Consider the following 26,850-nt stretch of genomic DNA (forward strand, 5'->3'; position numbering starts at 1 on the left):
TTGGGGGCGGGCGACTAAACGCACGCCCCGCTAGCAAATCAAGGAGGCAGTCTAGCGGCTGTGCACACTTGATATGGAAATGGTATCAGCCTTCTGATGAAGCATTACCGCCAGGGGTCACGTCCCCAACACGCTTTTCCAGCTGTTTGAGACGTCGAGCCATGTCGTCGAGCTGCCTCAAACGTGCTGCACTCTTGCGCCATTCAGCTGCGGGCTGCATGGCGGTACCAGATGAGTAGGCCCCCGGCTCGGTAATCGAGTGGGTGACCATGGTCATGCCGGTGATGAAAACGTTGTCGCAAATATCGATATGCCCCACCAACCCTACGCCACCGGCGAGCATGCAATGCTTGCCGATCCTGGTGCTGCCGGAAATGCCTACACACGCAGCCATGGCGGTGTGATCGCCAATCTGCACGTTGTGGGCGATCTGGATCTGGTTGTCGAGCTTCACGCCGTTACCGATCACGGTATCGGCCAAGGCCCCGCGATCGACCGCTGTATTCACACCGATTTCCACGTCGTCGCCGATCAATACGCCGCCGACCTGGGCAATCTTGTGCCAGACACCCTTGGAGTTGGCAAAACCGAAGCCTTCACCACCGATTACCGCACCCGATTGAATGACCACACGCTCACCAATACGCACATCGTGGTACAGGGTCACGCGAGGCGCCAACCAACCGTCGGCGCCGATTACACAGCGAGCGCCGATAAAGCAATGCGCGCCGACCGTTACACCGGCCGCGATGCGTGCGCCGCTCTCGATCACCGCAAACGCACCGATGCTGGCCGCAGGATCAACCTGGGCATCATCGGCGATAACCGCAGACGGATGAACACCACTCGCCGCCTTGGGCTTCGGGTCGAACAGATGCGACGCCTTTGCGTACGACAGGTAGGGGTCAGCCACTACCAGGGCATCCCCGGCGTAACCCTCGGCGTCAGCGGCCTTCAGCAACACGGCTGCGGCCTGGCAGTCGACCAGGTATTTACGGTATTGGGGGTTTGCGAGGAAGCTCAACTGAGCTGGGCCAGCCTCCTGCAAGGTGGCTAGCCCAGTGATTTCCTTCTCCGGGGAGCCACGCAAGGTGGCTCCCAGGAACTCGGCCAACTCGCCGAGCTTGATAGTCGCGGTCATGGCTTACTTCAGCTGGTTCATGCGCTCGATCACCTGACGGGTGATGTCGTATTGAGGCTTGACGTCGATCACTGCGCCACGCTCGAACACCAGGTCAAAGGCACCTTTCTTGATGACTTCTTCCACAGCGCTGTCGAGTTTAGGTTTGAGCTGCTTGAGCATTTCGCGGTCGGCAACAGCCTTGGCTTCGTTCAGCTCCTTGGATTGGAACTGGTAGTCACGGGCCTTTTGCTTGAACTCAAGCTCCAGACGCTCGCGCTCGCCTTGCTGCATTTTGTCGCCACCCGCTACCAGGCGGTCCTGGATACCCTTGGCGCTGCTTTCCAACGTCTTGAGCTTGGTCAGTTGCGGACCGAATTTTTTCTCGGCATCCACGGCGTATTTCTTGGCCGCGTCGGATTCCAGCAGGGCCATCTGATAGTTCAGGACGGCGATTTTCATCTCGGCGAAGGCCGGGGTGGTTACCAGCACGGTGGCCAGCAGAACCAATTGAGTCAACTTACGCACGATGTACTCCTACAGAATCCGTTGTCGTTATCTTGGGTCAGACGCTTAGAACGTCTGGCCGAGGGAGAATTGGAAAATCTGGGTTTCAGCGTTATCCGGTTTCTTGATCGGCATGGCCAGAGCGAAGCTCAACGGGCCAAGCGCAGTCACCCACGTCACACCTACACCCACCGAGCTCGCCAGGTTGCTGAGGCTCACGTCGTTGCACTCAGTCCTCGACTTCACACCGCTTGGGTTGGTGATCTGTTCGCACTTGGAGTCGAACACGTTACCCACATCCCAGAAGACGGAGGTACGCAGGGACCGCTGATCTTTGACGAACGGTAGCGGGAACAGGATTTCCGCACCACCCTGGATCAACACGTTACCACCGAATGGCAGCGGATCGTTGTCGGAGTCAGCTACGGTGCCCTGGTTACCGGTTACACCAACACCACGGCTCGGTGTACCACGTGGACCCAAGGTGCTGTCCTTGAAGCCACGCACGGAGTTGAAGCCACCCGCATAGTAGTTCTCGTAGAACGGCAGCCCATTGGTGGAACCATAACCGTCGCCATAGCCCAACTCAGTGTGCAGGCGCATGGTGTAGTTATCGCTCAACGGCTGGAACAACTGACCACGGTAATCGAGCTTGAAGAACGACAGGTCGCTGCCCGGAGTCGTTGCTTCCAGAGTCAGGCTCTGGGAGTGACCACGGGTGGCAAGCACACCTTTGTTCAGTGTCGACTCGGACCAGCCGGCGGACGCCTTGAAGTTCAGGAACTTGTCGCCTTCCTTGCGAGTGAAGTCGAAGATCTCGTCCACGGTGTACACACCGGTCTTGATCTCATCCTGTTGCGCAGTCAGGCCGAAGGTCAGGCGCGAGGTCTCGCTGATCGGGTAACCGATGTTCGCGCCTACGCCCAGGCTGTCGATTGCATAGCTTGCTACGTCAACGTCGAGGTCTTTGTAGTCGGTGGTGCGGTAGAAGGCGTTGTAGCCCAGGCTCACGCCGTCTGCAGTCCAGTAGGGGTCGACATAACCGAAGTTATAACGGCTCTGGTATTCGCTTCGGGTCAGGCCGATGGACACCTTGTTACCGGTACCCAGGAAGTTGTTCTGGGTGATGGAACCACCGAGGATCAGACCGGCGCTCTGTGCGAAGCCGACACTGGCGGTGATGGAACCCGACGCTTGTTCTTCCACGGCGTAGTTCACGTCAACCTGGTCATCCACACCCGGTACGGCTGGGGTTTCGACGTTCACCTCTTTGAAGAAGCCCAGGCGCTCAAGACGGGTCTTGGACTGGTCGATCAGGTAAGTCGACGCCCAGCCACCTTCCATCTGGCGCATTTCACGGCGCAGCACTTCGTCCGCAGACTTGGTGTTGCCACGGAAATTGATACGGTTCACATAGGCACGCTTGCCTGGGTCGACGACAAAGGTGATGTCCACGGTGTGGTCTTCATCGTGCGGGGTAGGCACGCCGTTGACGTTGGCGAAGGTATAGCCTTCGTTACCCAGGCGACGGGTGATCAGTTCGGAGGTAGTGGTCATCAGCTTGCGCGAGAACACCTGGTCTTTCTGCACCAGCAACAGGGCCTTGACCTGGTCTTCAGGCACTTTCAAGTCGCCGCTGAGCTTCACGTCACGAACCTTGTACTTCTCGCCTTCGTTGACGTTGACAGTGATGTAGACGTGTTTCTTGTCCGGAGTGATGGACACCTGGGTCGAAGCGATATCCATGTTGATATAACCACGGTCCAGGTAGTAGGAACGCAGGCGCTCCAGGTCACCGGAGAGTTTTTCGCGGGCGTACTTGTCATCGTTCTTGAAGAACGACAACCAGTTGGTGGTCTTGAGCTCGAACAGGTCGATCAGGTCGTCATCAGCGAACTTGGTGTTACCCACCACGTTGATGTGCTGAATGGCCGCCACGGTACCTTCGTTGATGTTGACCTTGAGGCCGACACGGTTACGAGGCTGTGGCACCACTTCCGTTTCCACAGTCGCGGAGTAGCGGCCCTGGGCAACATACTGGCGTTGCAGTTCGTTACGCACACCTTCAAGGGTGGCGCGCTGGAAGATCTCGCCCTCGGCCAGGCCAGATTGCTTCAGGCCTTTCATCAGGTCTTCAGTGGAGATCGCCTTGTTGCCTTCGATCTCGATACTGGCGACGGAGGGTCGCTCGACGACGGTGATAACCAGGACGTTACCTTCGCGACCCAGTTGGATGTCTTGAAAGAACCCGGTTTTGAACAGCGCACGAGTGGATTCCACCAGGCGACGGTCATCAGCCTGTTCCCCGACGTTCAACGGCAAGGCACCAAAGACGCTACCCGCGGAAACCCGCTGGAGGCCGTTGACGCGAATATCGGAGATGGTGAAGGACTCGGCGTGAACTTCGGCGATCATCAATACGGTGAGAACCGCAGTTAGCAGCAGACGTTTCATGAAGTCCTTTCTTATTCCAACTGGCAATAAACAAACTGCCGCAAAATGCGGCAGATTCGCAATTCAGCGAAGCGTTACAGTCGACCCAGATCGTTGACCAAGGCTAATAACATCACCCCAACCACCAAACTGATACCGATCTGTATCCCCCAACCCTGCACCCGATCCGACAAGGGGCGACCACGCACCCACTCGACCAGATAAAACAACAGATGCCCCCCATCCAATACTGGAATGGGCAGCAAATTCAGAACACCCAGGCTAATACTCAGATAAGCCAGGAAATTCAGGAAATCCGCGACACCCGACTGGGCAGAAGCGCCCGCCACTTTAGCAATGGTTATCGGTCCACTCAAGTTTTTTACCGAGAGCTCGCCGAACAACATTTTCTTGAGGGATTCGAGGGTCAGCACACTCATGGTCCAGGTGCGTTTTGCACCCTCGCCAATTGCCGCCAGCGGCCCGAAACTGACCTCGCGCACCATCGAGGGCGGCCAGTCCGGACTCTTCACGCCAGCCCCCAGGTAACCCCCGGCCGCCTTGGCTTCCCCACGTACCGCCAGGGTCACGGGGACATCAATTTGAGCGCCGTCACGCTCAATTTTCAGCACAATTCTGGTATCAGGGCGGACGCGCACCAGATCGACCACCTGCTGCCACTCACCCAGCACCTGGCCATCGAGGGCCAGCAAGCGATCGCCGGTTTTCAGACCTGCGGCCTGGGCCGGACCTTTCGGATCCAACTCAGCAAGCACTGGCGGCAGCGCAGGACGCCATGGCCGGATGCCCAGGGACTTGATCGGATCAGGCTCATCAGCGCCTTTGAGCCAATGGTCCAAAGCCAACGCGCGCGGGGTTTCGGCACTGGAATCCTGCTCACGCACCACGACGTTGACGGTGCCGCTTTCACCCAAACGACGCACCAGTTGCAAATTGACCGCGCCCCAACCCGTAGTCGGCTCGCCATCAATGGAAACAATTTCCTGCCCTGCGACCAGACCTGCCTTGGCCGCGATACTGTCCGCCTCGACCGCGCCGATCACAGGACGCACTTGCTCGCTACCGAGCATGGCCAAGACCCAGAAGAACAGCATTGCCAACAGGAAGTTGGCAATCGGACCGGCGGCAACAATGGCAATACGCTGACGAACGGTCTTGCGATTGAAGGATTGGTCCAACTGATCAGCAGGCACTTCGCCTTCACGCTCATCGAGCATCTTGACGTAGCCACCCAACGGGATGGCCGCGATCACGAACTCGGTGCCACGTCGGTCGTGCCAGCGAACCAGCGGCATGCCGAAGCCGACGGAAAAGCGCAGTACCTTGACGCCGCAACGACGTGCCACCCAGAAGTGGCCGAACTCGTGGAAGGTAACCAGCACACCCAGAGCAACCAGGGTGCCGACAATCATGTAAAGCGCACTCATCTAATTTCTCCGCATTCCAATCCAGTGCCCGAAGGCTCAATCGCGCCCACAGATTAACGCGCGTTGCGGTTCAACCATTGTTCAGCCAAGGCGCGTGCCTTGGTATCCGCCTCGAATACCGCCCCGAGGTCACTGACTGCCACCACGGGCTCAAGACCCAGGACGTCCTCGATGATACTCGCGATCTGCGGAAAGCGGATGCGCCGTTCGAGAAACGCCGCCACGGCCACTTCATTCGCCGCATTGAGCATCGCCGGTGCGCTGTTACCCGCCTCCGCCGCCTCACGCGCCAAACGCAGGCAAGGAAAACGCTGCTCGTCCGGCGCTTCAAAGTCCAGGCGGGCAATTGCAAACAGATCCAATGGCGCTACGCCGGAATCAATCCGCTCCGGCCAGGCCAGGGCATTGGCGATCGGGGTGCGCATATCGGGATTACCCAATTGGGCCAATACCGAGCCATCCACATAGTCGACCAGTGAATGAATCACACTTTGCGGGTGAATCACCACCTCGACCTGATCCGGTCGCGCATCGAACAACCAACAGGCCTCGATCAACTCCAGGCCTTTATTCATCATGCTTGCCGAGTCTACGGAAATCTTGCGGCCCATCGACCAGTTAGGATGAGCGCACGCCTGATCCGGAGACACATGCTCCAACTCCGCCAAGGGAGTTTGCCGGAAAGGACCACCCGAAGCGGTCAGCAGAATCCGACGCACACCCACCTGGCTCAGACCGCGAGCAAAGTCACCCGGCATGCATTGGAAGATTGCATTGTGCTCACTGTCGAGGGGCAGCAGCACGGCACCGCTCTTGCGCACCGCCTGCATGAAGAGCGCGCCGGACATCACCAGCGCTTCTTTGTTGGCCAGCAGGATTTTCTTGCCCGCATCCACGGCAGCCAAGGTCGGACGCAAGCCGGCGGCACCGACGATCGCGGCCACCACCGTATCCACCTCGGCATCGGCCGAGACCTGGCACAACCCCTCCTCCCCCACCAGCACCTGAGTGGCCAGCCCGGCAGCCCGCAGATCATCCTGCAGGCTCCGTGCAACCGAACGCTCAGGCACGACAGCAAAGCGCGGCACATGGCGCACGCACAGCGCCAACAGTTCGCTGAGGCGGCTGTACCCGGTCAAGGCAAACACTTGATAGCGGTCAGGGTGACGAGCGATCACATCCAGCGTGCTCAACCCCACCGAGCCGGTTGCACCCAGCACGGTCACTTGTTGCAGGCGGCTCACGAAGCGGTCATCCACAACAGCACGGCAAAGATCGGGATGGCAGCGGTAAGGCTATCGATACGATCCAGCACCCCGCCATGACCCGGCAGCAGGTTGCTGCTGTCCTTGATCCCGGCCTGGCGCTTGAACATGCTTTCGGTGAGGTCACCGACCACCGAGATAAATACGACGATGGCCGTGCCCAGCAGGGCCAGGAAGATTTCCTTCGCCGACCAGTCGCGCACCAAGCCCACCACAAGAGTGATCGCCAGCGTCAACGCCAGGCCGCCATACACACCCTCCCAACTCTTGCCCGGGCTGACTGCCGGCGCCAGCTTGCGCTTGCCGAATGCCCGACCAGAGAAGTAAGCGCCGATGTCTGCGCCCCAGACCAGCACCATCACCGCCATGATCAGCCAGTTACCCATCGGCGAATTCTTGATCTCCACCAGCCCTTGCCAGGCCGGCAACAGGATCAACAAGCCAATCACCAACTTGCTGGCAACGCTGGACCACTGGCCACTGCTACGCGGAAAGGTCAGCACCAGATAGGTCGCAAGCGCCCACCACAGCACCGCCGCCCCCAATACCCAAGGTACGATGATGCTCGACAGGGTGTGCATCAGAAACAGCAGCACCGCCACGACAACGGCATACACCACTCGCGGTAATTGCGCGTTGAAACCTGCCAATCGCGCCCACTCCCAGGCACCCAGGGTTACCACCAGGCCGATAAACAGTGCAAAGCCGGAGCCATCCAGCAGGAAAAACCCGCACAGGGCAATCGGCAACAGTATCAGTGCTGTGATGATTCGTTGTTTAAGCATTTAAACCCGGGCTCCAGCTTCGATCTGCTCACTCGTTTTACCGAAGCGACGCTGACGGGAAGCGAAATCGGCCAGCGCAGTGCGCATGGCATCGTGTTTGAAGTCCGGCCAGAACAGGTCGGAGAAGTACAGCTCGGTGTAAGCCAACTGCCACAAGAGGAAATTGCTGATGCGATGCTCACCACCGGTACGGATACACAAGTCAGGCAACGGCAGGTCACCGGTCACCAGACAGGTTTGTAGCAATTCAGGCGTGATGTCGTCCGGCCGCAGATGACCGGCCTGCACTTCGCGGGCCAGTCGCTGCGCCGCCTGGGCAATATCCCATTGGCCGCCATAGTTGGCTGCGATTTGCAGCACAAAGCGGTTGGTGCCAGCCGTGATAGCCTCGGCTTCACGCATGGCCGCCTGTAGTTCCGGATGGAAGCGCGAGCGGTCGCCGATGATGCGCAGGCTGATGTTGTTGTCGTTGAGGCGCCTGGCCTCACGACGCAGGGCCTTGAAGAACAGGTCCATCAAGGCGCTGACTTCTTCGGCGGGCCGCTGCCAGTTTTCACTGGAGAAGGCGAACAAGGTCAACACCTCGACCTTGGCCTCGGCACACACCTCAATCACAGCCCGCACCGCATCGACACCCGCCTTATGCCCGGCGACACCCGGCATAAAGCGTTTTTTCGCCCAGCGATTATTCCCATCCATGATGATCGCGACATGGCGCGGCACCACAGAGGGCACAGTCTGCTTGGTCTTTTCCATGAAGGCGTCCTGACCCCTTATACGGCCATCAGGTCCTTTTCTTTTTCTTCCGTGGCCTTGGTGATCTGGGCCTCGGCGTCCTTGGTCAGTTTATCGATATCAGCGACGGCACGACGCTCTTCGTCTTCGCTGATTTCCTTGTCCTTGACCAGTTTCTTCAGGTCACCCAAGGCATCCCGACGGATGTTGCGCACCGCAACGCGTGCATCTTCAGCCGCGCTACGCGCCTGCTTGGTGAAGCCCTTACGAGTTTCCTCAGTCAGGGCCGGCATGGAGATCAGCAGCAACTCACCTAGGTTGGTCGGGTTGAGGTTCAGGCCGGCGCTCTGGATGGCTTTGTCGACTGCAGCGAGCATGTTGCGCTCGAAGGCCACGACTTGCAGGGTGCGCGAATCTTTTACGGTAACGTTGGCCACGCCGCTCAGCGGGGTATCAGCGCCGTAATAAGGCACCATCACGCTCCCCAGGATGCTCGGGTGCGCCTTACCGGTACGAATCTGGCCGAATGCGTGGCTCAGAGACTCCAGGGATTTCTGCATACGCGCTTGGGCGTCTTTCTTGATTTCATTGATCATTGTTGGCCTTCCTCGATCAGAGTCCCTTCCGCGCCGCCGTGTACGATATTCAGCAGGGCACCGGGCTTGTTCATGTTAAATACGCGCAGCGGCATCTTATGGTCGCGACACAGGCAAATAGCCGTCAGGTCCATCACACCCAGCTTGCGATCCAGCACTTCATCGTAGGTCAGATGATCGAACTTCTCGGCATGCGGGTCTTTGAATGGATCTGCGGTGTACACGCCATCTACCTTGGTCGCCTTGAGCACCACGTCAGCATCGATCTCGATGGCACGCAGGCAAGCAGCCGAGTCCGTGGTAAAGAACGGGTTGCCGGTACCGGCAGCAAAGATCACCACCTCTTTGGCGTTCAGGTGGCGCATGGCTTTGCGACGATCATAGTGATCGGTCACGCCCACCATGGAAATAGCCGACATCACGATAGCCGAGATATTGGCACGCTCCAGGGCGTCACGCATGGCCAGGGCGTTCATCACAGTGGCCAGCATGCCCATGTGGTCGCCGGTGACCCGATCCATACCGGCCGCACTCAGTGCCGCGCCGCGGAACAGGTTACCCCCACCGATCACCAGGCCGACCTGTACGCCGATCCCGACCAACTGGCCGACTTCCAGCGCCATGCGGTCGAGCACCTTGGGATCGATCCCGAACTCTTCCGAGCCCATCAGGGCCTCGCCGCTGAGCTTGAGTAGAATGCGTTTATAGCGAGCCTGATAACCACTGCCCTGCTGAGCCATTGCGAATCTCTCCTGCGGCGTATTTTAAAAATTCTTGGCGAGCCGTTTACGGCTTGCATTCACTCTAGCTGGACGCTCTCACAGCGCCATCGGAACACGGCTTTGTAAGCCAGTTCCGAGGGTAAGCCAAATAAAATCGGCCTGCCCATTTGAAAAGAGGCTGCGCGCGTGAGCGGGCAGCCTCTTTCGGGCGACAGTTAAAAACTGTCTTATTGCTTGGCGGCAGCCAGCTGGGCAGCAACTTCTTCAGCGAAGTTGTCGACCGGCTTCTCGATGCCTTCGCCTACTTTGAAGTAAGTGAAGGAAACGATTTCAGCACCGGCTTTCTTAGCCAGTTCGCCAACCTTGACTTCAGGGTTCTTGACGAACGCCTGCTCAACCAGGCTTGCTTCGGCCAGGAACTTGCTGATACGGCCTTTGACCATATTCTCAACAATGTTTTCTGGCTTGCCTTTGATTTTTTCTTCGTTCAGCTGCAGGAACACAGCTTTTTCACGCTCGATCGCTTCGGCAGAAACTTCCGAAGGCAGCAGGAACTCAGGGTTGCTGGCCGCTACGTGCATAGCGATGTCTTTGGCCAGCTCAACGTTGCCGCCCTTCAGGACAACTGCAACGCCGATTTTGTTGCCGTGCAGGTAACCACCAACAACATCACCTTCAACGCGTACCAGGCGACGGATGTTGACGTTCTCGCCAACCTTGCCGACCAGTACCAGGCGATCAGCTTCTTGAGCGGCGATCAGCGGAGCGACGTCAGTCAGTTTGTCGGCAAACGCTTTCTCAACGCTGGCAGCAACAAATGCCTTGAAGTCGTCCTGCAGGGCCAGGAAGTCGGTCTGAGAGTTCACTTCCAGCAGAACAGCAGACTTGCCGTCTTCTTTCAGAGCGATAGCACCTTCAGCAGCCACGTTGCCTGCTTTCTTGGCAGCTTTGATGGCGCCGGAAGCACGCATATCATCAATGGCTTTTTCAATGTCGCCGTCAGCCTTTTCCAGGGCTTTCTTGCAATCCATCATGCCTTCGCCGGTACGCTCACGCAGTTCTTTAACCAACGCTGCAGTAATTGCTGCCATTTTCAAATTCCTCTTGGATAGGTTTTCAACCATTCCACCCGATCGAACGGGGGATCAATTCTTCCCGAACCACCCTTGTTAGCCGCTGCACGTTACAGTCGCTATGTTGCGCTGCCACAAGTAGGCGCTCACAAATGGTTTTCGAGGTGGCAAAAAGGGGGCCAAGCCCCCTTTTTGCTTACTGAGTCAACGCCAGGGCGTCAATTACTCAGCTGCGGCTACCGGAGCTTCTTCAACGAACTGCTCGGTACCACCAGCAACGTGGTTGCGACCACGGATTACAGCGTCAGCCATCGAACCCATGTACAGCTGGATAGCGCGGATTGCGTCATCGTTGCCTGGGATGATGTAGTCAACGCCTTCCGGGCTGCTGTTGGTATCGACTACGCCGATAACAGGGATGCCCAGTTTGTTGGCTTCGGTGATCGCGATGCGCTCGTGATCAACGTCGATAACGAACAGTGCGTCAGGCAGACCGCCCATGTCCTTGATACCACCCAGGGAACGATCGAGCTTTTCCAGGTCACGAGTGCGCATCAGCGCTTCTTTCTTGGTCAGCTTGGCGAAAGTACCGTCTTCGGCTTGCACTTCAAGGTCACGCAGACGCTTGATGGAAGCACGGATGGTTTTGAAGTTGGTCAGCATGCCGCCCAACCAGCGGTGATCGACGTACGGCGAACCGCAACGTGCTGCTTCTTCAGCAACGATCTTGCCAGCGGAACGCTTGGTGCCGACGAACAGAATCTTGTTTTTGCCCTGGGCCAGGCGCTCTACGAAAGTCAGAGCTTCGTTGAACATTGGCAGGGTTTTTTCAAGGTTGATGATGTGGATCTTGTTACGCGCGCCGAAAATGTATTTACCCATTTTCGGGTTCCAGTAACGGGTCTGGTGACCGAAGTGCACACCGGCCTTCAGCATATCGCGCATGTTGACTTGGGACATGATAGTTCCTTAATAAGTCGGGTTTGGCCTCCACGTATCCCAATGACCAACCAGCGGCATCAAGGCCTCCGGCACCCAGGTCATCGTGTCGACACGTGTGTGGATTTAAGCTTTTCGGGGTATCCCCGGAAAGCGGCGCATTTTATACCATACGAAGGGCAAAAACGAAACACGCAATCACATTTGGTGTGAGCGAGGGGTACGCAACCCTTTGAATAGAGCCGATATAACCCCATCTGATAGAGAGAAGCGATCGTCAGGGGCTCATGATTTGCCGCCCGCGTCTGTTAGAATCGCGTTTTTTGGGGCTTGTGCGAATTCTGTAACCTTTTGTCGCACGCCCGTAAACCGTATTGATTTCAGCGCTTCGCGCTAGAGAGAGCTTGTATGACCGTTAGTTTGAAAACCGCCGAAGACATCGCCGGCATGCGCATCGCCGGCAAACTGGCTGCCGACGTGCTGGAAATGATTGCCGAGCACGTCAAGCCCGGCGTTACCACGGAAACCCTGAACCAGATCTGCCACGACTATATAGTCAATGTGCAGGGCGCCATTCCTGCGCCGCTGAACTACAAGGGCTTCCCCAAGTCGATCTGCACGTCAGTCAATCACGTGGTCTGCCACGGAATTCCTGGCGACAAGCCGTTGAAGGACGGCGACACCCTGAACATCGACGTCACCGTGATCAAGGACCGCTACTTCGGCGACACCAGCCGCATGTTCCACGTCGGCACCGTGCCGGTCTGGGCCGAGCGCCTGTCCCAGGTCACCCAGGAATGCATGTACAAGGCCATCGAAATCGTCAAGCCTGGCTGCCGCCTGGGCGACATCGGCGAGGTGATCCAGAAGCACGCCGAAAAGAACGGCTTTTCGGTGGTGCGTGAATTCTGCGGCCACGGTATCGGCACCGTGTTCCACGAAGAACCACAGATCCTGCACTACGGCCGCGCCGGCACCGGCATGGAGCTCAAGGCAGGCATGACCTTTACCATCGAGCCGATGATCAACCAGGGCAAGGCCGACACCAAGGTGCTGGGCGACGGTTGGACCGCCATCACCAAGGACCGCAAGCTCTCGGCCCAGTGGGAACACACCTTGCTGGTCACCGAAACCGGCTACGAGATCTTCACCCTGCGCGCCGACGACACGATCCCACGCATTTCGGCGTAAAAGGCTGCCAAGGTTTTCCCAAACTGTGTTGTGACTGACTGATAGATAGAAAGGAAAGCCGATCGATGCCCCAGGTGGATCCCGAACTCTTCGACCGTGGCCAGTTCCAGGCCGAACTGGCCCTGAAAGCGAGCCCCATCGCCGCCTTCAAGAAGGCTATCCGCCAGGCCCGTGAGGTGCTCGACGAGCGCTTTCGCAGCGGCCGGGACATCCGCCGGCTGATCGAGGACCGCGCCTGGTTCGTCGATAACATCTTGCAAAAGGCCTGGGAACAGTTCAGCTGGAGCGAAGACGCCGATATCGCCCTGGTGGCGGTCGGCGGCTATGGTCGCGGCGAGCTGCACCCCTACTCCGACATTGATCTGCTGATCCTGCTGGACAGCGCCGATCATGAGATCTTTCGCGACTCCATCGAGCGCTTTCTGACACTGCTGTGGGACATCGGCCTGGAAGTCGGCCAGAGCGTGCGCTCGGTGGACGAATGCGCCGAAGAGGCCCGCGCCGACCTCACCGTCATCACCAACCTGATGGAAAGCCGCACCATCGCCGGCCCCGAGCGCCTGCGCCAGCGCATGCTCGAAGTCACCAGCACGGCGCACATGTGGCCGAGCAAGGATTTCTTCCTGGCCAAGCGTGCCGAACAGAAGGCCCGGCACCACAAGTATAACGACACCGAATACAACCTTGAACCCAATGTCAAAGGCTCGCCGGGAGGGCTGCGCGACATCCAGACGATTCTGTGGGTAGCCCGCCGCCAATACGGCACCCTGAACCTGCGCGCCCTGGCCGGCGAAGGCTTCCTGGTGGAGAGCGAGAACGCCCTGCTGGCGTCGTCCCAGGAATTCCTGTGGAAAGTGCGCTACGCCCTGCACATGCTCGCCGGGCGCTCCGAAGATCGCCTGCTGTTCGATCACCAGCGCTCCATCGCAACCCTGCTGGGGTTTGACGGCGAAGACGCGAAGACCAGCATCGAAAGTTTCATGCAGCAGTACTACCGGGTGGTCATGAGCATTGCCCAGCTCAGCGACCTGATCATCCAGCACTTCGAAGAAGTGATCCTGGCCCCCGAAGACGAAACACCGCCGCAGCCGATCAATTCGCGCTTCCAGCTGCACGACGGCTATATCGAGGCACGCAACGACAACGTGTTCCGTCGCACCCCGTTCGCCATGCTGGAAATCTTCGTGCTGATGGCCCAGCAGCCGGAAATCAAGGGCGTACGCGCCGATACCATCCGCCTGCTGCGGGAAAACCGTCACCTGATCGACTATGACTTTCGCAACGACATTCGCAACACCAGCCTGTTTATCGAGCTGTTCAAGTGCAAGATCGGCATCCACCGCAACCTGCGCCGCATGAACCGCTACGGCATCCTCGGGCGCTACCTGCCGGAGTTCGGCTTTATCGTCGGGCAGATGCAGCACGACCTGTTCCACATCTACACCGTGGACGCCCACACCCTGAACCTGATCAAGCACTTGCGTAAGCTGCAGTACACCCAGGTATCAGAGAAATTCCCGCTGGCCAGCAAGCTCATGGCCAAGCTGCCCAAGCCGGAGTTGATCTACCTGGCCGGCCTGTACCACGACATCGGCAAGGGCCGGCATGGCGACCACTCGGAAATCGGCGCGGTCGATGCCGAGGCGTTCTGCCAGCGCCACCAACTGCCGCTGTGGGACAGCCGCCTGATCGTGTGGCTGGTGCAGAACCACCTGGTGATGTCGACCACCGCCCAGCGCAAGGACTTGTCCGATCCGCAGGTGATCCACGATTTCGCCGGGATCGTCGGCAATGAAACCCGCCTCGATTACCTGTACGTGCTGACAGTCTCCGACATCAACGCCACCAACCCGACGCTGTGGAATTCCTGGCGTGCCAGCCTGTTGCGCCAGCTCTACACCGAGACCAAGCGCGCGCTGCGCCGTGGCCTGGAAAACCCGGTGGACCGCGAGGAGCAAATCCGCCGCACCCAAAGCGCCGCCCTGGACATCCTGGTGCGCGGCGGCAACGACCCGGACGACGTCGAGCAACTGTGGTCGCAATTGGGTGACGACTACTTCCTGCGCCACACCGCCGGCGATGTGGCCTGGCACACTGACGCGATCCTGCAGCAGCCGGCCGATGGCGGCCCGCTGGTGCTGATCAAGGAAACCACCCAGCGCGAATTCGAAGGCGGCACGCAGATCTTCATCTATGCGCCCGACCAGCACGACTTCTTCGCCGTGACTGTGGCTGCCATGGACCAGCTCAACCTGAACATCCATGACGCCCGTGTTATCACCTCCAGCAGCCAGTTCACCCTCGATACTTATATCGTGCTGGATACCGAAGGCGAGTCCATCGGCGATAACCCGGCCCGGGTGAAAAAGATCCGCGAAGGACTGACCGAAGCCCTGCGCAACCCCGATGACTACCCGACGATCATCCAGCGCCGGGTACCGCGCCAGCTCAAGCACTTTGCGTTTGCGCCCCAGGTGACCATTTCCAATGACGCGCAGCGTCCGGTGACCGTGCTGGAGCTCAGCGCCCCGGACCGGCCAGGCCTGCTGGCACGGATCGGCGGCATTTTCCTGGAATTCGATTTGTCACTGCAGAATGCCAAGATTGCAACCTTGGGCGAACGGGTGGAAGACGTGTTCTTTATTACCGACGCCGATAACCAGCCGCTGTCCGACCCGGAGCTGTGCCGCCGCTTGCAGGAAGCCATCGTCCAACAGTTGAGCGTCAATCAGGAAAATAACGTTGCGTTATCGCGCTTGAGTATCTGACCGACAGCCCTTTTTTGCTTCCAATGAATTGAACGAGATCCACCGATGAACAACGCCCTGAACCAGCTGCAGCCCTACCCGTTCGAGAAATTGCGCGCCCTGCTGGGCAGTGTCACGCCGAACCCGGACAAACGCCCGATTGCGCTGTCCATCGGCGAACCCAAGCACAAATCCCCGGCATTCGTCGCCGAGGCACTGAGCAATAACCTCGACCAGATGGCGGTGTACCCCACCACGCTGGGTATTCCCGCCCTGCGCGAGGCCATTGGTGCCTGGTGCGAACGCCGCTTCAACGTACCCAAGGGCTGGCTGGATCCGGCACGCAATATCCTGCCGGTCAACGGCACCCGTGAAGCGCTGTTCGCCTTCACCCAGACCGTGGTCAACCGTGGCGACGACGCGCTGGTGGTCAGTCCGAACCCGTTCTACCAGATCTACGAAGGCGCTGCGTTCCTGGCCGGGGCCAAGCCGCACTACCTGCCATGCCTGGACGCAAACGGCTTCAACCCGGATTTCGACGCGGTATCGCCAGACATCTGGAAACGCTGCCAGATCCTGTTCCTGTGCTCCCCAGGCAACCCTACCGGCGCGCTGATCCCGGTTGAGACGCTGAAAAAACTCATCGCCCTGGCAGACGAATATGACTTCGTCATCGCCGCAGACGAGTGCTACAGCGAACTGTACTTCGACGAACAAACCCCGCCGCCGGGCCTGCTCAGTGCGTGTGTCGAGCTGGGCCGCCAGGACTTCAAGCGTTGCGTGGTGTTCCACAGCCTGTCCAAGCGCTCCAACCTGCCGGGCCTACGCTCCGGTTTTGTCGCTGGCGACGCCGAGATTCTCAAGGCCTTCCTGCTCTACCGCACCTACCACGGCTGCGCGATGCCGGTGCAAACCCAGCTGGCCAGCATCGCCGCCTGGCAGGACGAAGCCCACGTACTGGCCAACCGAGACCTGTACCGCGAGAAATTCGATGCAGTGCTGGCGATCCTCAAACCCGTTCTGGATGTGCAAAGCCCGGACGGTGGTTTCTACCTGTGGCCGAACGTGAATGGCGACGATGCCGCGTTCTGCCGGGAGTTGTTCGTGGAAGAACATGTGACCGTGGTACCGGGCTCGTACCTGTCGCGGGAAGTGGATGGCGTGAACCCCGGCGCCGGGCGCGTGCGCATGGCGTTGGTTGCGCCGCTGGCCGAGTGTGTGGAAGCAGCTCAGCGGATCAGGGAGTTCCTCCTGCGCAGGCAGTAACCCCTTCGCCCCTCCCCCGCGCTGTGCAATGCAGCGCGGACTGTGATTAAAAACGGTGGTCATGGCTCCCGGCCTTCATCGCCTCGAATATGCTTACGCCTTCCCTGCGCAACCTCATGGAACCCTGGTCACCCGATGCGACACTTACCGTGCATCTTCTGACTCGTCGTCCGACTTCCTGGACTTGGAATTGACCATGATTGCGCCGAATATGCTGCCACTGCCCGCAACCGCAGAAAAAAACATCTACGAAAGCCCTGAAAACCAATCAGCCCCTTTGCGCAGAAACAAACGCGGCGTCGCGTTGTTTGAACGGTTATGGCCACAGAATTCAAACTTAACGATTTCTCTCGCTAACATGGACGAGCGCGAAAAGGCGCTCACTAAAGCGAACATCAACCAATGGGTTCCGCATATAAACCTGAAACTTAAATTTGTCGAAACACCTGACGCAGACATAAGAATCACCTCTATTTCAGCGCCTGCCGCAGGATGGTCGAGGATCGGTAAAGACGCCAAAGAAATCCCGTCTTCTGAGTTCTCCATGGGCATCAATTTCAAGAACAACGACAACAAAGTCATTCGAACCATACAACATGAGTTCGGACATGCCTTGGGCCTGGATCACGAACATAAGCATCCAGACCGAACGCTTGAGTTCGATAAAGAAAAGCTCTATGCCTATGCCCAATCAGTTGGCATGAGCAAAGCAGAAACGGACAGTCAGATATTATTCAAATATCACCAGAAGAGACTGAAGATCAAAACATCCGACTACGACAAAAAGTCGATCATGCATTATGAGTTCGCGTCCGACTTACTCAAAGACGGGAAAGGCATTGGAATGAACATTGAGTTATCCGAAGACGATATCAACTTCATCAAGACGCTTTACCCGCGCAGCCTGCCATTACCCGCAGAGACCGCGAGATATTTCAATGCGTCGGCGACAGTCAGCAAACTCTGGCCTAACCACTCCACCGTCACGCTGTCACTACTCAACATGAGTGATGCGCAAAAAAAATTCACTCAAGAACACATCGCCCTGATGCAACCCTATATAAACCTCAAGCTCGAATTTATTGAGGGCCCCAGGGGCGACATAAGAATAGCCCCCACCGCCAAAGGTAAAAAAAGCTGGTCTGCAATCGGAACCGATGCGAAGCGTGTGCACCTATCGAAGCCAACGATGGGCATCGATTTCGATTCAAAAAAGAAATATCCCAGTCTCTTCATGAAGAACTTATTCGCCCAAGCGCTGGGTTTTGGAAAGCAATAACGTCTGTACTGCGGGCCGCCTGCTCACTTTATATACCCCAAGTTCGCTTCCCCCATATCCAACTCAGCCAACACTTCACGTAGCACGTCATCACCAATCTGGTGATGACGGCTCAAGCTGTACAACTCCAACCGCTGCGCCCGCAGGGCCTTGAGGCGCAGTTTGCGCTCAAGCAAGTCCATGTGGCGCGCCAGTGCCTGGGCTTCGACCGAGTCGTTGAATACCTCCAACTGATGACGATATTCCGACATCAATCGTGCCTTGAGCTCAGTAGCTAATGCGGCCTGGGCGGCGTCCTGGCTGTCGGTCTCGGCCGGCTCCTCGGCCTCCAGGGCATGGATCGCTGCCACCGCAGTCTTCTTCCAGGCCTCGCGCACTTCGTTGTGGCGCTTTTCGTCCGGGCTCTTTTCGATGCCGCGCAACAGCAGCGGCAACGCGATGCAGGCGGCGATCAGCGACAGCAGGATCACGCCGGCGGCAATGAAGATCAGCAGATCACGCTCGGGAAAATCCTGACCCGGCGCCAGCAGCAACGGCACCGACATCACACCCGCCAGAGTCACGGCACCGCGTACACCGCCAACGGTCAACAGCCAGCAGGAACGGGCGGTCGGCACCAGCGTCAGCTCACTTTCCCCACGAAACCGTCGCAGCCAGCCTGATAAGCGCCAGATGCTTTGCACCCAGATAAAGCGCAAGACCACCAGCACCAGAAAAATCGCGATCACATCCAGGCAGCGATACAGCAACGTCGGCCACAACGTCGGCTCATGGCTCACCACGGCCTTGATGATGTCCGGCAGTTGCAGGCCCAGCAGCAGGAAGACCAAGCCATTGAAGGCAAACTCCAGCAATGACCAGACGCTGCGGTTAAGCAACCGTGTACTGGTCTGGCGGGGCAGCAGGTCCAGCCAGCTCTGCATCATCCCCGCCGCCACCGCCGACAGAATGCCCGAGGCCCCCAGGCGTTCAGCCAGCACATAAGCGGCAAACGGCAGCAGCAACATGAACACCACATGGGTAGCCGGGTCGTCCCATCCCCGTGCGATCATCCAGGCACGCAAACGGCCGACCAGCCAGCTCAACGCCACGCCCACCGCCAGGCCACCGACAGCCACCATTACGAACGTCAGACTGGCATCCGTCAGCGAAAACATTCCAGTCAATGCCGCCGCCAGCGCAAACTTAAACGTCACCAGGCCCGAAGCATCATTCATCAAGGCCTCGCCCTGAAGCATATGCATCAACGGCGTTGGCAAACGGTTCTGGGCAATGGCTGACACCGCCACGGCATCCGTCGGCGATAAAACGGCCGCCAAGGCGAAGGCCACCGGCAGCGGAATCGTAGGCAGTATCCAATGAATGAAATAACCGGCACCCACCACGGTAAACAGCACCAACCCCACCGCCAGCGTCAGGATCGGCCCTCGCAGGCGCCACAATTCGCGCTTGGGCATGCGCCAGCCATCGGAGAACAGCAACGGTGGCAGGAACAGAAACAGGAACAGCTCCGGGTCCAGCGCCACATGCAGCCCCAGTGTGGGCCAGGCCAGCAAGGCGCCTGCGGCAATCTGCACCAGGGGTAGCGGCAGGGGGATGACACGCCCGACCAGACGCGAAACGCTGACCAGCATCAGCAGGATAAGAACGGTGTAGGCGGTTTGCATAACGCGGGTTTCCCGGACAATCGACTTGCAACGACACACATCAGGCAACAACTGGCCGTTGAAGTGCCATATTACCCGGCTATGTTACCCACCTATGCCGCGCGCTGGCTTTTGCACAAAAGTCGCACGGTGCTGACGAGCGGCACCCAAACCCGCTGGTCGTGGCATAATCCGTGATCTTTCATTTTCATTGGCACTTACGTCAGTAAAGCAGGGGGGGCAATTCCTTGACCGCTTCAAGCAAAACGTTGCACCTTTTCGGCATCAAAGCCTGCGACACCATGAAAAAGGCGCGCACCTGGCTCGATGAGCACGCGGTGAGCTATGAGTTCCATGACTACAAAACGGCCGGTATCGACCGCGAACACTTGACCCAATGGTGCAACGAGCACGGTTGGCAGGTGGTTTTGAACCGTGCGGGCACCACCTTTCGCAAACTCGAAGACGAACGCAAAGCCGATCTCGATCAGTCGAAAGCCATTGAATTGATGCTCGCGCAACCTTCGATGATCAAGCGCCCGGTGCTTGATCTCGGTGACAGAACCCTGATTGGCTTCAAGCCAGATACTTATTCGGCGGCCCTCAAGTAGGCCAGCCCTTCCATTTTTGTAGAGGTAACAGCATGTCCAATTCCCTGTTCAGCCTGGGCTTCGGCGTCGGCACTCAGAACCGCCAAGGTGCTTGGCTGGAAGTGTTTTACGCACAACCCTTGCTCAACCCATCGGCTGAAATCGTTGCCGCCATCGCGCCGATCCTCGGCTACAGCGAAGGCAACCAGGCGATCACCTTCACCGTCGCCCAGGCTCTGCAACTGGCTGATGCGCTCAAAGGCGTCGACGCCACCCAGGCCGCCCTGCTGAGCCGTCTGGCTGAAAGCCACACTCCGCTGGTCGCCACCCTGCTGGCCGAAGACGCCGCACTGACGTCCACCCCAGAGGCCTACCTCAAGCTGCATCTGCTGTCCCATCGCCTGGTCAAGCCACATGGCCTGAGCCTCGCCGGTGTGTTCCCGCAGTTGCCGAACGTGGCCTGGACCAGCCAGGGTGCAATCGACATCAATGAGCTGGCCGAACGCCAACTGGAAGCCCGCCTGCGTGGCGAGCTGCTGGAAGTGTTCTCGGTGGACAAGTTCCCGAAAATGACCGACTACGTGGTACCGAGCGGCGTGCGTATCGCTGATGCCGCGCGTATCCGCCTCGGCGCCTATGTGGGCGAAGGCACCACCGTGATGCACGAAGGTTTCGTCAACTTCAACGCCGGCACCGAAGGCCCGGGCATGATCGAAGGCCGTGTATCAGCCGGCGTGTTCGTCGGCAAGGGTTCGGACCTGGGCGGCGGTTGCTCGACCATGGGCACCCTGTCGGGCGGCGGCAACATCGTGATCAAGGTTGGTGAAGGCTGCCTGATCGGTGCCAACGCCGGTATCGGTATCCCATTGGGCGACCGCAACACCGTGGAGTCGGGCCTGTACGTCACTGCCGGCACCAAGGTTGCACTGCTGGACGAGTCGAACCAACTGGTCAAGGTGGTCAAGGCGCGTGAGCTGGCCGGCCAACCGGACCTGCTGTTCCGCCGTAACTCCGAGACCGGTGCCGTGGAGTGCAAAACCCACAAATCGGCCATCGAACTGAACGAAGCGCTGCACGCTCACAACTAAGCAGCCACTCGATGCCACTAGCGGGCCCCGACCCTGGGGTTCGCTTATACGAGTCTTGAACACCATGCTTGTGCCCTCCCCCTGGCGCGCCGACTTTCCGGCCATCGCCACCCTGCAACGGCAAGACCAGACCTATCTGGACAACGCCGCCACCACGCAAAAACCCCAAGCCCTGCTGGATGCCATCAGTCATTACTACGCCAATGGCGCCGCCAATGTGCACCGTGCCCAGCATTTGCCGGGCGCCCATGCGACCCAGGCCTTCGAGGACAGTCGCAGCAAGGTTGCACAGTGGTTGAATGCAGGTGACAGCGGGCAAATCATGTTTACCCACGGCGCGACCTCTGCGCTGAACCTCCTGGCCTATGGCCTCGAGCACTTATTCAATGCGGGCGATGAAATTGTCATCAGCGCCCTGGAACACCACGCCAACCTGTTGCCGTGGCAACAACTGGCCAAGCGTCGTGCACTCACCCTGGTGGTATTGCCACTCGGCGATGACGGCGTGATCGACCTGCAAGCCGCCGCCGAGTTGATCGGCCCGCGTACGCGCCTGCTGGCGGTGAGCCAACTGTCCAACGTCCTCGGCACCTGGCAACCGCTGCAAGCCTTGCTGGCCTTGGCCCAGGTCCACGGCGCCCTGACCGTGGTCGATGGCGCCCAAGGCATTGTCCACGGCCGCCACGACGTACAGGCCCTGGGCTGCGACTTCTATGTATTTTCCAGCCACAAGCTGTACGGACCCGACGGCGTCGGCGTGCTGTACGGCAGCCACGAAGCCCTGCATCACCTGCGCCATTGGCAGTTTGGCGGCGAGATGGTGCAACAGGCCGACTACCACAGCGCCAGCTTCCGCCCGGCACCACTGGGTTTCGAGGCCGGCACCCCGCCGATTGCCGGCGTGATCGGCCTGGGCGCGACCCTGGACTACCTGAGTTCGCTTGACCCACAGGCGGTTCTCACCCATGAAGCGGCCCTGCATGACTACCTGTTGCGCGGGCTGAACGCGCGCAATGGCGTGCGCGTGCTGGGTTCGCCGCAGGTGGCGCTGGTCAGTTTTGTGGTCGAGGGCGTGCACAACGCCGACCTCGCGCACCTGCTGACCGAGCAAGGCATTGCCGTACGTGCCGGCCATCATTGCGCGATGCCGCTGCTCAAGGCGATGCATTTGTCGGGAGCGATCCGTGTATCCCTGGCGCTGTATAACGACTCCGATGACCTGGAACGCTTCTTTGAAGCGCTGGACCAGGCGCTGGATATGTTGCGATGAGCCTGCCAGTGGATGCGCTGGCTGCGCTGGAAGCCTTTCAGTCAGTCGGCAGTTGGGAACAACGCGCGCGAATGCTGATGCAGTGGGGTGAACGTCTGCCCGCATTGGCGGATGAGGATAAGGTCGATGCCAACCTGGTGCAGGGCTGTGAAAGCCTGGTGTGGTTGGTGGGGCGCTTGCACGATGGTCACTGGCAGTTCGCCGCGAGCAGCGAGGCACGCATGATTCGCGGGTTGGTAGCGTTGCTGCTGGCGCGGGTCAATGGGTTGTCGGCGGCTGAGTTGGGGTCGGTTGATCTGACTGATTGGTTCGCACAGTTGGGCCTGTCGCGGCAATTGTCGCCGTCACGCAGCAACGGTCTGAATGCTGTACTGCAGCGCATGCGAACACTAAGCCATACACAAAACTGAATGTGGGAGGGGGCAAGCCCCCTCCCACATTTGGATCTATGTTCGACAGTGAGATCTAGGTGGGCTTGACCCGCTCGGAAGGCCGGCGCACGCCGGCCACAATCTTGTCCACCGCCTTGGTCGCCGCGACCATGCCGAAGGTCGCCGTCACCATCATCACCGCGCCAAACCCACCGGCGCAGTCGAGCTTCACCCCATCACCGACAAAACTCTTCTGCAAACAGATGCTGCCGTCCGGCTTGGGATAACGCAGTTGCTCGGTGGAAAACACGCACGGCACGCTGTAATGACGGGTCACGGTGCGGGAAAAGCCGTAGTCACGGCGCAAGGTGGAGCGCACTTTCGACGCCAAGGGGTCATTGAAGGTGCGGTTCAGGTCGCACACCTGGATCAGCGTCGGATCGATCTGCCCGCCGGCGCCGCCAGTCGTGATGATCTGGATCTTGCGGCGCTTGCACCAGGCAATCAGTGCGGCCTTGGCGTTAACCGCGTCGATGCAGTCGATCACGCAGTCGATAGTCGGCGTGATGTACTCGGCCATGGTGTCGCGGGTGACGAAATCCGCCACCGCATGCACCGTGCAATCCGGGTTGATAGCGCGCAGGCGCTCGGCCATCACCTCGACCTTGGGCTTGCCCACGGTGCTGTCCAAGGCGTGCAGTTGGCGGTTGCTGTTGCTGACGCAGACGTCGTCCAGGTCGAACAGCGAAATCTCGCCCACCCCGCAACGGGCCATGGCCTCAGCGGCCCACGAACCGACACCGCCGACGCCGACGATCGCCACATGGGCCGCTTTCAAGCGCTCCAGGCCTTCAATGCCATACAAGCGGGCGACGCCTGCAAACCGCGGATCTTCTGTACTCATGACCATTACCCCAAAAACCGGCGCGCATTATAGGGCCACGCAGCGACAAGTTTTAAGCTACAAGCTACAAGTTAAGAACTTAGATGTACTTTCGCTGCCCAATGTCCGGTTTTTCTCGGCTTGCTGTACGGTCAGGGAAAGGCCGGTGTAGGATGCGCGCCGTTCGGTGTAGGCCGACACCTCTTTTCGTTCCGCACCCTTTGGAACCCGACATAACCATGGCATCGCGTAAATTTGGACTCAACCTGGTGGTGGTGCTGGCAATTGCCGCGCTGTTCACCGGCTTCTGGGCGCTGATCAACCGCCCGGTCACCGCTCCCAACTGGCCCGAGCAGATCTCCGGTTTTTCCTACTCGCCGTTCCAGCAAGGCCAGTACCCGCAGAAAGACCAGTACCCCACCGACGAGCAGATGCGTCGCGATCTGGAGATCATGAGCAAGCTGACGGATAACATCCGCACCTACTCGGTCGACGGCACGTTGGGGGACATTCCCAAGCTGGCCGAAGAGTTCGGCCTGCGCGTAACCCTGGGGATCTGGATCAGCCCGGACCTGGAACGTAACGAGCGCGAAGTCCAGCGTGCCATCGAGATCGCCAACAGCTCGCGCAGCGTCGTGCGGGTTGTCGTCGGTAACGAGGCCCTGTTCCGTGAAGAGATCACTCCTGAAGCACTGATCGTGTTGCTGGACCGGGTGCGCAGCGCCGTGAAAGTACCGGTGACGACCTCCGAGCAATGGCATATCTGGGAAAAGAACCCGCAACTGGCCAAGCACGTCGACCTGATTGCCGCGCACATCCTGCCGTTCTGGGAATACATCCCGATGGACAAGGCCGGCCAGTACGTACTCGACCGCGCCAAGGACCTGAAGAAACTGTTCCCGAAAAAGCCGCTGCTATTGTCGGAAGTTGGCTGGCCAAGTAACGGCCGTATGCGCGGCGGTAATGAAACGTCGCCGGCAGACCAGGCGATTTACCTGCGTACGCTGGTGAACAAGCTGAACCGCCAGGGCTACAACTACTTCGTTATCGAAGCCTTTGACCAGCCGTGGAAAGTCAGCGACGAAGGCTCGGCCGGCGCTTATTGGGGCGTGTACAACGCCGCGCGCCAGCAAAAATTCAACTTTGAAGGGCCCGTCGTTGCGATCCCGCAATGGCGCGTCCTGGCGATCGGATCGGTGGTGCTCGCATTGCTGTCCCTGACCCTGCTGATGATCGACGGCTCATCCCTGCGCCAGCGTGGCCGCACCTTCCTGACCTTTATTGCGTTCCTCTGCGGTTCGGTACTGGTGTGGATCGGCTACGACTACAGCCAGCAATACAGCACCTGGTTCAGCGTGACCGTCGGCATCTTGTTGGCCCTGGGCGCCCTGGGCGTATTCATCGTGTTGCTGACCGAAGCCCACGAACTGGCGGAAGCGGTATGGACCCACAAGCGCCGGCGTGAATTCCTGCCGGTGGAAGGGGAATCAGACTACCGCCCGAAAGTGTCGATCCATGTGCCGTGCTACAACGAGCCGCCAGAGATGGTCAAACAGACCCTCGACGCCCTGGCCGCCCTCGATTACCCGGACTACGAAGTCCTGATCATCGACAACAACACCAAAGACCCGGCGGTATGGGAACCGGTGCGCGACTACTGCGAAACCCTCGGCCCGCGCTTCAAGTTTTTCCACGTCGCGCCCCTGGCCGGTTTCAAGGGCGGCGCACTGAACTACCTGATCCCGCACACCGCCAAGGATGCCGAAGTGATCGCGGTGATCGACTCGGACTACTGCGTGTCGCCGAACTGGCTCAAGCACATGGTGCCGCACTTCGCCGACCCGAAAATCGCCGTGGTGCAGTCGCCGCAGGACTACCGCGACCAGAACGAAAGCACCTTCAAGAAGCTCTGCTACGCCGAATACAAAGGCTTCTTCCATATCGGCATGGTCACCCGTAACGACCGCGACGCAATCATCCAGCACGGCACCATGACCATGACCCGTCGCTCGGTGCTCGAAGAACTGGGCTGGGCCGACTGGTGCATCTGCGAAGATGCCGAACTGGGCCTGCGGGTATTCGAGAAAGGCCTGTCGGCGGCGTACTACCACGACAGCTACGGCAAGGGCCTGATGCCGGATACCTTTATCGACTTCAAGAAACAGCGCTTCCGCTGGGCCTATGGCGCGATCCAGATCATCAAGCGTCACACCGCCAGCCTGTTGCGCGGCAAAGACACCGAGCTGACCCGTGGTCAGCGCTACCACTTCCTCGCGGGCTGGTTGCCGTGGGTGGCGGACGGCATGAACATCTTCTTCACCGTCGGCGCGCTGTTGTGGTCGGCGGCGATGATCATCGTGCCGACGCGGGTCGACCCGCCGCTGCTGATTTTCGCGATCCCGCCGTTGGCGTTGTTCGTGTTCAAGGTGGGCAAGATCATCTTCCTCTACCGCCGTGCGGTGGGCGTGAACCTCAAGGATGCATTCTGCGCCGCCCTGGCTGGCCTGGCGTTGTCCCACACCATCGCCAAGGCGGTGCTGTATGGCTTCTTCACCACCAGCATTCCGTTCTTTCGTACACCGAAAAACGCGGATAACCACGGCTTCTGGGTAGCGATTTCCGAAGCCCGCGAAGAAATGTTCATCATGCTGCTGTTGTGGGGCGCCGCGCTGGGGATCTACCTGGTGCAGGGCCTGCCGAGCAATGACATACGTTTCTGGGTGGTGATGCTGCTGGTGCAATCGCTGCCGTATGTGGCGGCGTTGATCATGGCGTTCCTGTCGTCGCTGCCGAAACCGGCAGCGGCACCTGAGCCCGCACCTGCGGCTTAAAAACGTGCGCAATGCACTAAACGGCGGCCTGTGGTCGCCGTTTTGCTATAAGATAACGGCCGTTT

General features: G+C 59.1%; 22 protein-coding genes. 9 read left to right on the top strand and 13 right to left on the bottom strand.

All coding sequences use genetic code 11. The features are described 5' to 3' along the window. Positions 1–85: 85 nt before the first annotated feature. The 11 genes from lpxD to rpsB form a co-directional block, all read right to left on the bottom strand. Positions 86–1,141 (bottom strand): UDP-3-O-(3-hydroxymyristoyl)glucosamine N-acyltransferase, encoded by a 1,056-nt coding sequence (gene lpxD, locus AB1462_RS00575; protein WP_090408500.1) that lies wholly within the window; start codon positions 1,139–1,141, stop codon positions 86–88. 3 nt (positions 1,142–1,144) lie between these two features. Beyond that, entirely contained in the window at positions 1,145–1,648 is a 504-nt protein-coding gene (locus AB1462_RS00580) for an OmpH family outer membrane protein (protein WP_003172279.1), read from the bottom strand. Positions 1,649–1,693: 45 nt separating this feature from the next. Continuing rightward, complete coding sequence (gene bamA / locus AB1462_RS00585; protein ID WP_259192763.1) at positions 1,694–4,081, bottom strand: outer membrane protein assembly factor BamA; 2,388 nt, start codon at positions 4,079–4,081, stop codon at positions 1,694–1,696. Positions 4,082–4,155: 74 nt separating this feature from the next. Beyond that, on the bottom strand, positions 4,156–5,508 hold the full coding sequence (gene rseP / locus AB1462_RS00590; RefSeq protein WP_259192764.1) for a sigma E protease regulator RseP: 1,353 nt from the start codon (positions 5,506–5,508) through the stop codon (positions 4,156–4,158). 53 nt (positions 5,509–5,561) lie between these two features. Further along, on the bottom strand, positions 5,562–6,752 hold the full coding sequence (gene ispC, locus AB1462_RS00595) for a 1-deoxy-D-xylulose-5-phosphate reductoisomerase (RefSeq protein ID WP_090408509.1): 1,191 nt from the start codon (positions 6,750–6,752) through the stop codon (positions 5,562–5,564). Then, a complete protein-coding gene (locus tag AB1462_RS00600) occupies positions 6,749–7,558 on the bottom strand; it encodes a phosphatidate cytidylyltransferase (RefSeq protein ID WP_090408511.1) in 810 nt (269 codons plus the stop codon). The genes ispC and AB1462_RS00600 overlap by 4 nt, the downstream gene beginning before the upstream one ends. Continuing rightward, positions 7,559–8,314 (bottom strand): polyprenyl diphosphate synthase, encoded by a 756-nt coding sequence (uppS, locus tag AB1462_RS00605; RefSeq protein WP_090408514.1) that lies wholly within the window; start codon positions 8,312–8,314, stop codon positions 7,559–7,561. A gap of 17 nt (positions 8,315–8,331) precedes the next feature. Further along, positions 8,332–8,889 carry a ribosome recycling factor gene (gene frr / locus AB1462_RS00610; RefSeq protein ID WP_016974404.1) on the bottom strand — a complete coding sequence of 186 codons (558 nt, stop codon included), beginning with the start codon at positions 8,887–8,889 and terminating at the stop codon, positions 8,332–8,334. Beyond that, on the bottom strand, positions 8,886–9,629 hold the full coding sequence (gene pyrH, locus AB1462_RS00615; RefSeq protein ID WP_003172271.1) for a UMP kinase: 744 nt from the start codon (positions 9,627–9,629) through the stop codon (positions 8,886–8,888). The genes frr and pyrH overlap by 4 nt, the downstream gene beginning before the upstream one ends. Positions 9,630–9,838: 209 nt before the next feature. After that, positions 9,839–10,702: a translation elongation factor Ts gene (tsf, locus tag AB1462_RS00620; RefSeq protein ID WP_065926460.1), complete on the bottom strand. Its 864-nt coding sequence runs from the start codon at positions 10,700–10,702 to the stop codon at positions 9,839–9,841. A gap of 204 nt (positions 10,703–10,906) precedes the next feature. Beyond that, the gene (gene rpsB / locus AB1462_RS00625) at positions 10,907–11,644 is read right to left on the bottom strand and encodes a 30S ribosomal protein S2 (protein WP_003219330.1); all 738 of its coding nucleotides are present in this window, start codon (positions 11,642–11,644) and stop codon (positions 10,907–10,909) included. 387 nt (positions 11,645–12,031) lie between these two features. On the opposite strand from rpsB, the gene map reads away from it, so the two are divergent. The 4 genes from map to AB1462_RS00645 all read left to right on the top strand — a co-directional run bounded on the left by map (position 12,032) and on the right by AB1462_RS00645 (position 18,106). Further along, entirely contained in the window at positions 12,032–12,814 is a 783-nt protein-coding gene (map, locus tag AB1462_RS00630; RefSeq protein WP_083359813.1) for a type I methionyl aminopeptidase, read from the top strand. Between the two features lie 65 nt (positions 12,815–12,879). Next, entirely contained in the window at positions 12,880–15,582 is a 2,703-nt protein-coding gene (locus AB1462_RS00635) for a [protein-PII] uridylyltransferase (protein ID WP_367245967.1), read from the top strand. A gap of 45 nt (positions 15,583–15,627) precedes the next feature. Continuing rightward, positions 15,628–16,827, top strand: coding sequence for a succinyldiaminopimelate transaminase (gene dapC / locus AB1462_RS00640; RefSeq protein ID WP_367245968.1), 1,200 nt, complete (start codon positions 15,628–15,630; stop codon positions 16,825–16,827). A gap of 196 nt (positions 16,828–17,023) precedes the next feature. Continuing rightward, entirely contained in the window at positions 17,024–18,106 is a 1,083-nt protein-coding gene (locus tag AB1462_RS00645) for a M12 family metallopeptidase (protein ID WP_367245969.1), read from the top strand. 23 nt (positions 18,107–18,129) lie between these two features. Here AB1462_RS00645 and AB1462_RS00650 read toward each other — a convergent pair whose 3' ends face one another. Further along, positions 18,130–19,773 (bottom strand): Na+/H+ antiporter, encoded by a 1,644-nt coding sequence (locus AB1462_RS00650; RefSeq protein ID WP_367245970.1) that lies wholly within the window; start codon positions 19,771–19,773, stop codon positions 18,130–18,132. A gap of 281 nt (positions 19,774–20,054) precedes the next feature. Here AB1462_RS00650 and AB1462_RS00655 point away from each other — a divergent pair, with 281 nt between their 5' ends. From AB1462_RS00655 to AB1462_RS00670, 4 genes are all read left to right on the top strand, one after another. Further along, complete coding sequence (locus tag AB1462_RS00655) at positions 20,055–20,363, top strand: arsenate reductase (RefSeq protein WP_236692109.1); 309 nt, start codon at positions 20,055–20,057, stop codon at positions 20,361–20,363. A 32-nt stretch (positions 20,364–20,395) separates the two neighbouring features. Further along, positions 20,396–21,430 carry a 2,3,4,5-tetrahydropyridine-2,6-dicarboxylate N-succinyltransferase gene (gene dapD / locus AB1462_RS00660; RefSeq protein ID WP_027604485.1) on the top strand — a complete coding sequence of 345 codons (1,035 nt, stop codon included), beginning with the start codon at positions 20,396–20,398 and terminating at the stop codon, positions 21,428–21,430. A gap of 64 nt (positions 21,431–21,494) precedes the next feature. Then, a complete protein-coding gene (locus AB1462_RS00665) occupies positions 21,495–22,700 on the top strand; it encodes an aminotransferase class V-fold PLP-dependent enzyme (protein ID WP_367245971.1) in 1,206 nt (401 codons plus the stop codon). Next, positions 22,697–23,110, top strand: coding sequence for a SufE family protein (locus AB1462_RS00670; protein WP_090408540.1), 414 nt, complete (start codon positions 22,697–22,699; stop codon positions 23,108–23,110). The genes AB1462_RS00665 and AB1462_RS00670 overlap by 4 nt, the downstream gene beginning before the upstream one ends. 55 nt (positions 23,111–23,165) lie before the next feature. Here AB1462_RS00670 and tcdA read toward each other — a convergent pair whose 3' ends face one another. Continuing rightward, positions 23,166–23,981 carry a tRNA cyclic N6-threonylcarbamoyladenosine(37) synthase TcdA gene (tcdA, locus tag AB1462_RS00675; protein ID WP_090408544.1) on the bottom strand — a complete coding sequence of 272 codons (816 nt, stop codon included), beginning with the start codon at positions 23,979–23,981 and terminating at the stop codon, positions 23,166–23,168. Between the two features lie 212 nt (positions 23,982–24,193). Between tcdA and AB1462_RS00680 the strand changes: the two genes are divergently transcribed. Further along, on the top strand, positions 24,194–26,785 hold the full coding sequence (locus tag AB1462_RS00680; RefSeq protein ID WP_259192779.1) for a glycosyltransferase: 2,592 nt from the start codon (positions 24,194–24,196) through the stop codon (positions 26,783–26,785). Positions 26,786–26,850: the final 65 nt, after the last annotated feature.

This window comes from Pseudomonas sp. SB113 (genome assembly GCF_040754745.1).
GTDB lineage: Bacteria > Pseudomonadota > Gammaproteobacteria > Pseudomonadales > Pseudomonadaceae > Aquipseudomonas > Aquipseudomonas grimontii.

Excerpts from the sequence above, each read along its gene's own strand:
- tcdA (WP_090408544.1), bottom strand. The coding sequence starts at position 23,981 with ATGGTCATGAGTACAGAAGATCCGCGGTTTGCAGGCGTCGCCCGCTTG.
- map (WP_083359813.1), top strand. The coding sequence starts at position 12,032 with ATGACCGTTAGTTTGAAAACCGCCGAAGACATCGCCGGCATGCGCATC.
- tsf (WP_065926460.1), bottom strand. The coding sequence starts at position 10,702 with ATGGCAGCAATTACTGCAGCGTTGGTTAAAGAACTGCGTGAGCGTACC.
- rseP (WP_259192764.1), bottom strand. The coding sequence starts at position 5,508 with ATGAGTGCGCTTTACATGATTGTCGGCACCCTGGTTGCTCTGGGTGTG.
- AB1462_RS00600 (WP_090408511.1), bottom strand. The coding sequence starts at position 7,558 with ATGCTTAAACAACGAATCATCACAGCACTGATACTGTTGCCGATTGCC.
- AB1462_RS00645 (WP_367245969.1), top strand. The coding sequence starts at position 17,024 with ATGATTGCGCCGAATATGCTGCCACTGCCCGCAACCGCAGAAAAAAAC.
- frr (WP_016974404.1), bottom strand. The coding sequence starts at position 8,889 with ATGATCAATGAAATCAAGAAAGACGCCCAAGCGCGTATGCAGAAATCC.
- AB1462_RS00680 (WP_259192779.1), top strand. The coding sequence starts at position 24,194 with ATGGCATCGCGTAAATTTGGACTCAACCTGGTGGTGGTGCTGGCAATT.
- AB1462_RS00655 (WP_236692109.1), top strand. The coding sequence starts at position 20,055 with ATGAAAAAGGCGCGCACCTGGCTCGATGAGCACGCGGTGAGCTATGAG.
- AB1462_RS00650 (WP_367245970.1), bottom strand. The coding sequence starts at position 19,773 with ATGCAAACCGCCTACACCGTTCTTATCCTGCTGATGCTGGTCAGCGTT.
- AB1462_RS00670 (WP_090408540.1), top strand. The coding sequence starts at position 22,697 with ATGAGCCTGCCAGTGGATGCGCTGGCTGCGCTGGAAGCCTTTCAGTCA.
- dapD (WP_027604485.1), top strand. The coding sequence starts at position 20,396 with ATGTCCAATTCCCTGTTCAGCCTGGGCTTCGGCGTCGGCACTCAGAAC.
- AB1462_RS00665 (WP_367245971.1), top strand. The coding sequence starts at position 21,495 with ATGCTTGTGCCCTCCCCCTGGCGCGCCGACTTTCCGGCCATCGCCACC.
- bamA (WP_259192763.1), bottom strand. The coding sequence starts at position 4,081 with ATGAAACGTCTGCTGCTAACTGCGGTTCTCACCGTATTGATGATCGCC.
- rpsB (WP_003219330.1), bottom strand. The coding sequence starts at position 11,644 with ATGTCCCAAGTCAACATGCGCGATATGCTGAAGGCCGGTGTGCACTTC.
- pyrH (WP_003172271.1), bottom strand. The coding sequence starts at position 9,629 with ATGGCTCAGCAGGGCAGTGGTTATCAGGCTCGCTATAAACGCATTCTA.
- lpxD (WP_090408500.1), bottom strand. The coding sequence starts at position 1,141 with ATGACCGCGACTATCAAGCTCGGCGAGTTGGCCGAGTTCCTGGGAGCC.
- dapC (WP_367245968.1), top strand. The coding sequence starts at position 15,628 with ATGAACAACGCCCTGAACCAGCTGCAGCCCTACCCGTTCGAGAAATTG.
- uppS (WP_090408514.1), bottom strand. The coding sequence starts at position 8,314 with ATGGAAAAGACCAAGCAGACTGTGCCCTCTGTGGTGCCGCGCCATGTC.
- AB1462_RS00635 (WP_367245967.1), top strand. The coding sequence starts at position 12,880 with ATGCCCCAGGTGGATCCCGAACTCTTCGACCGTGGCCAGTTCCAGGCC.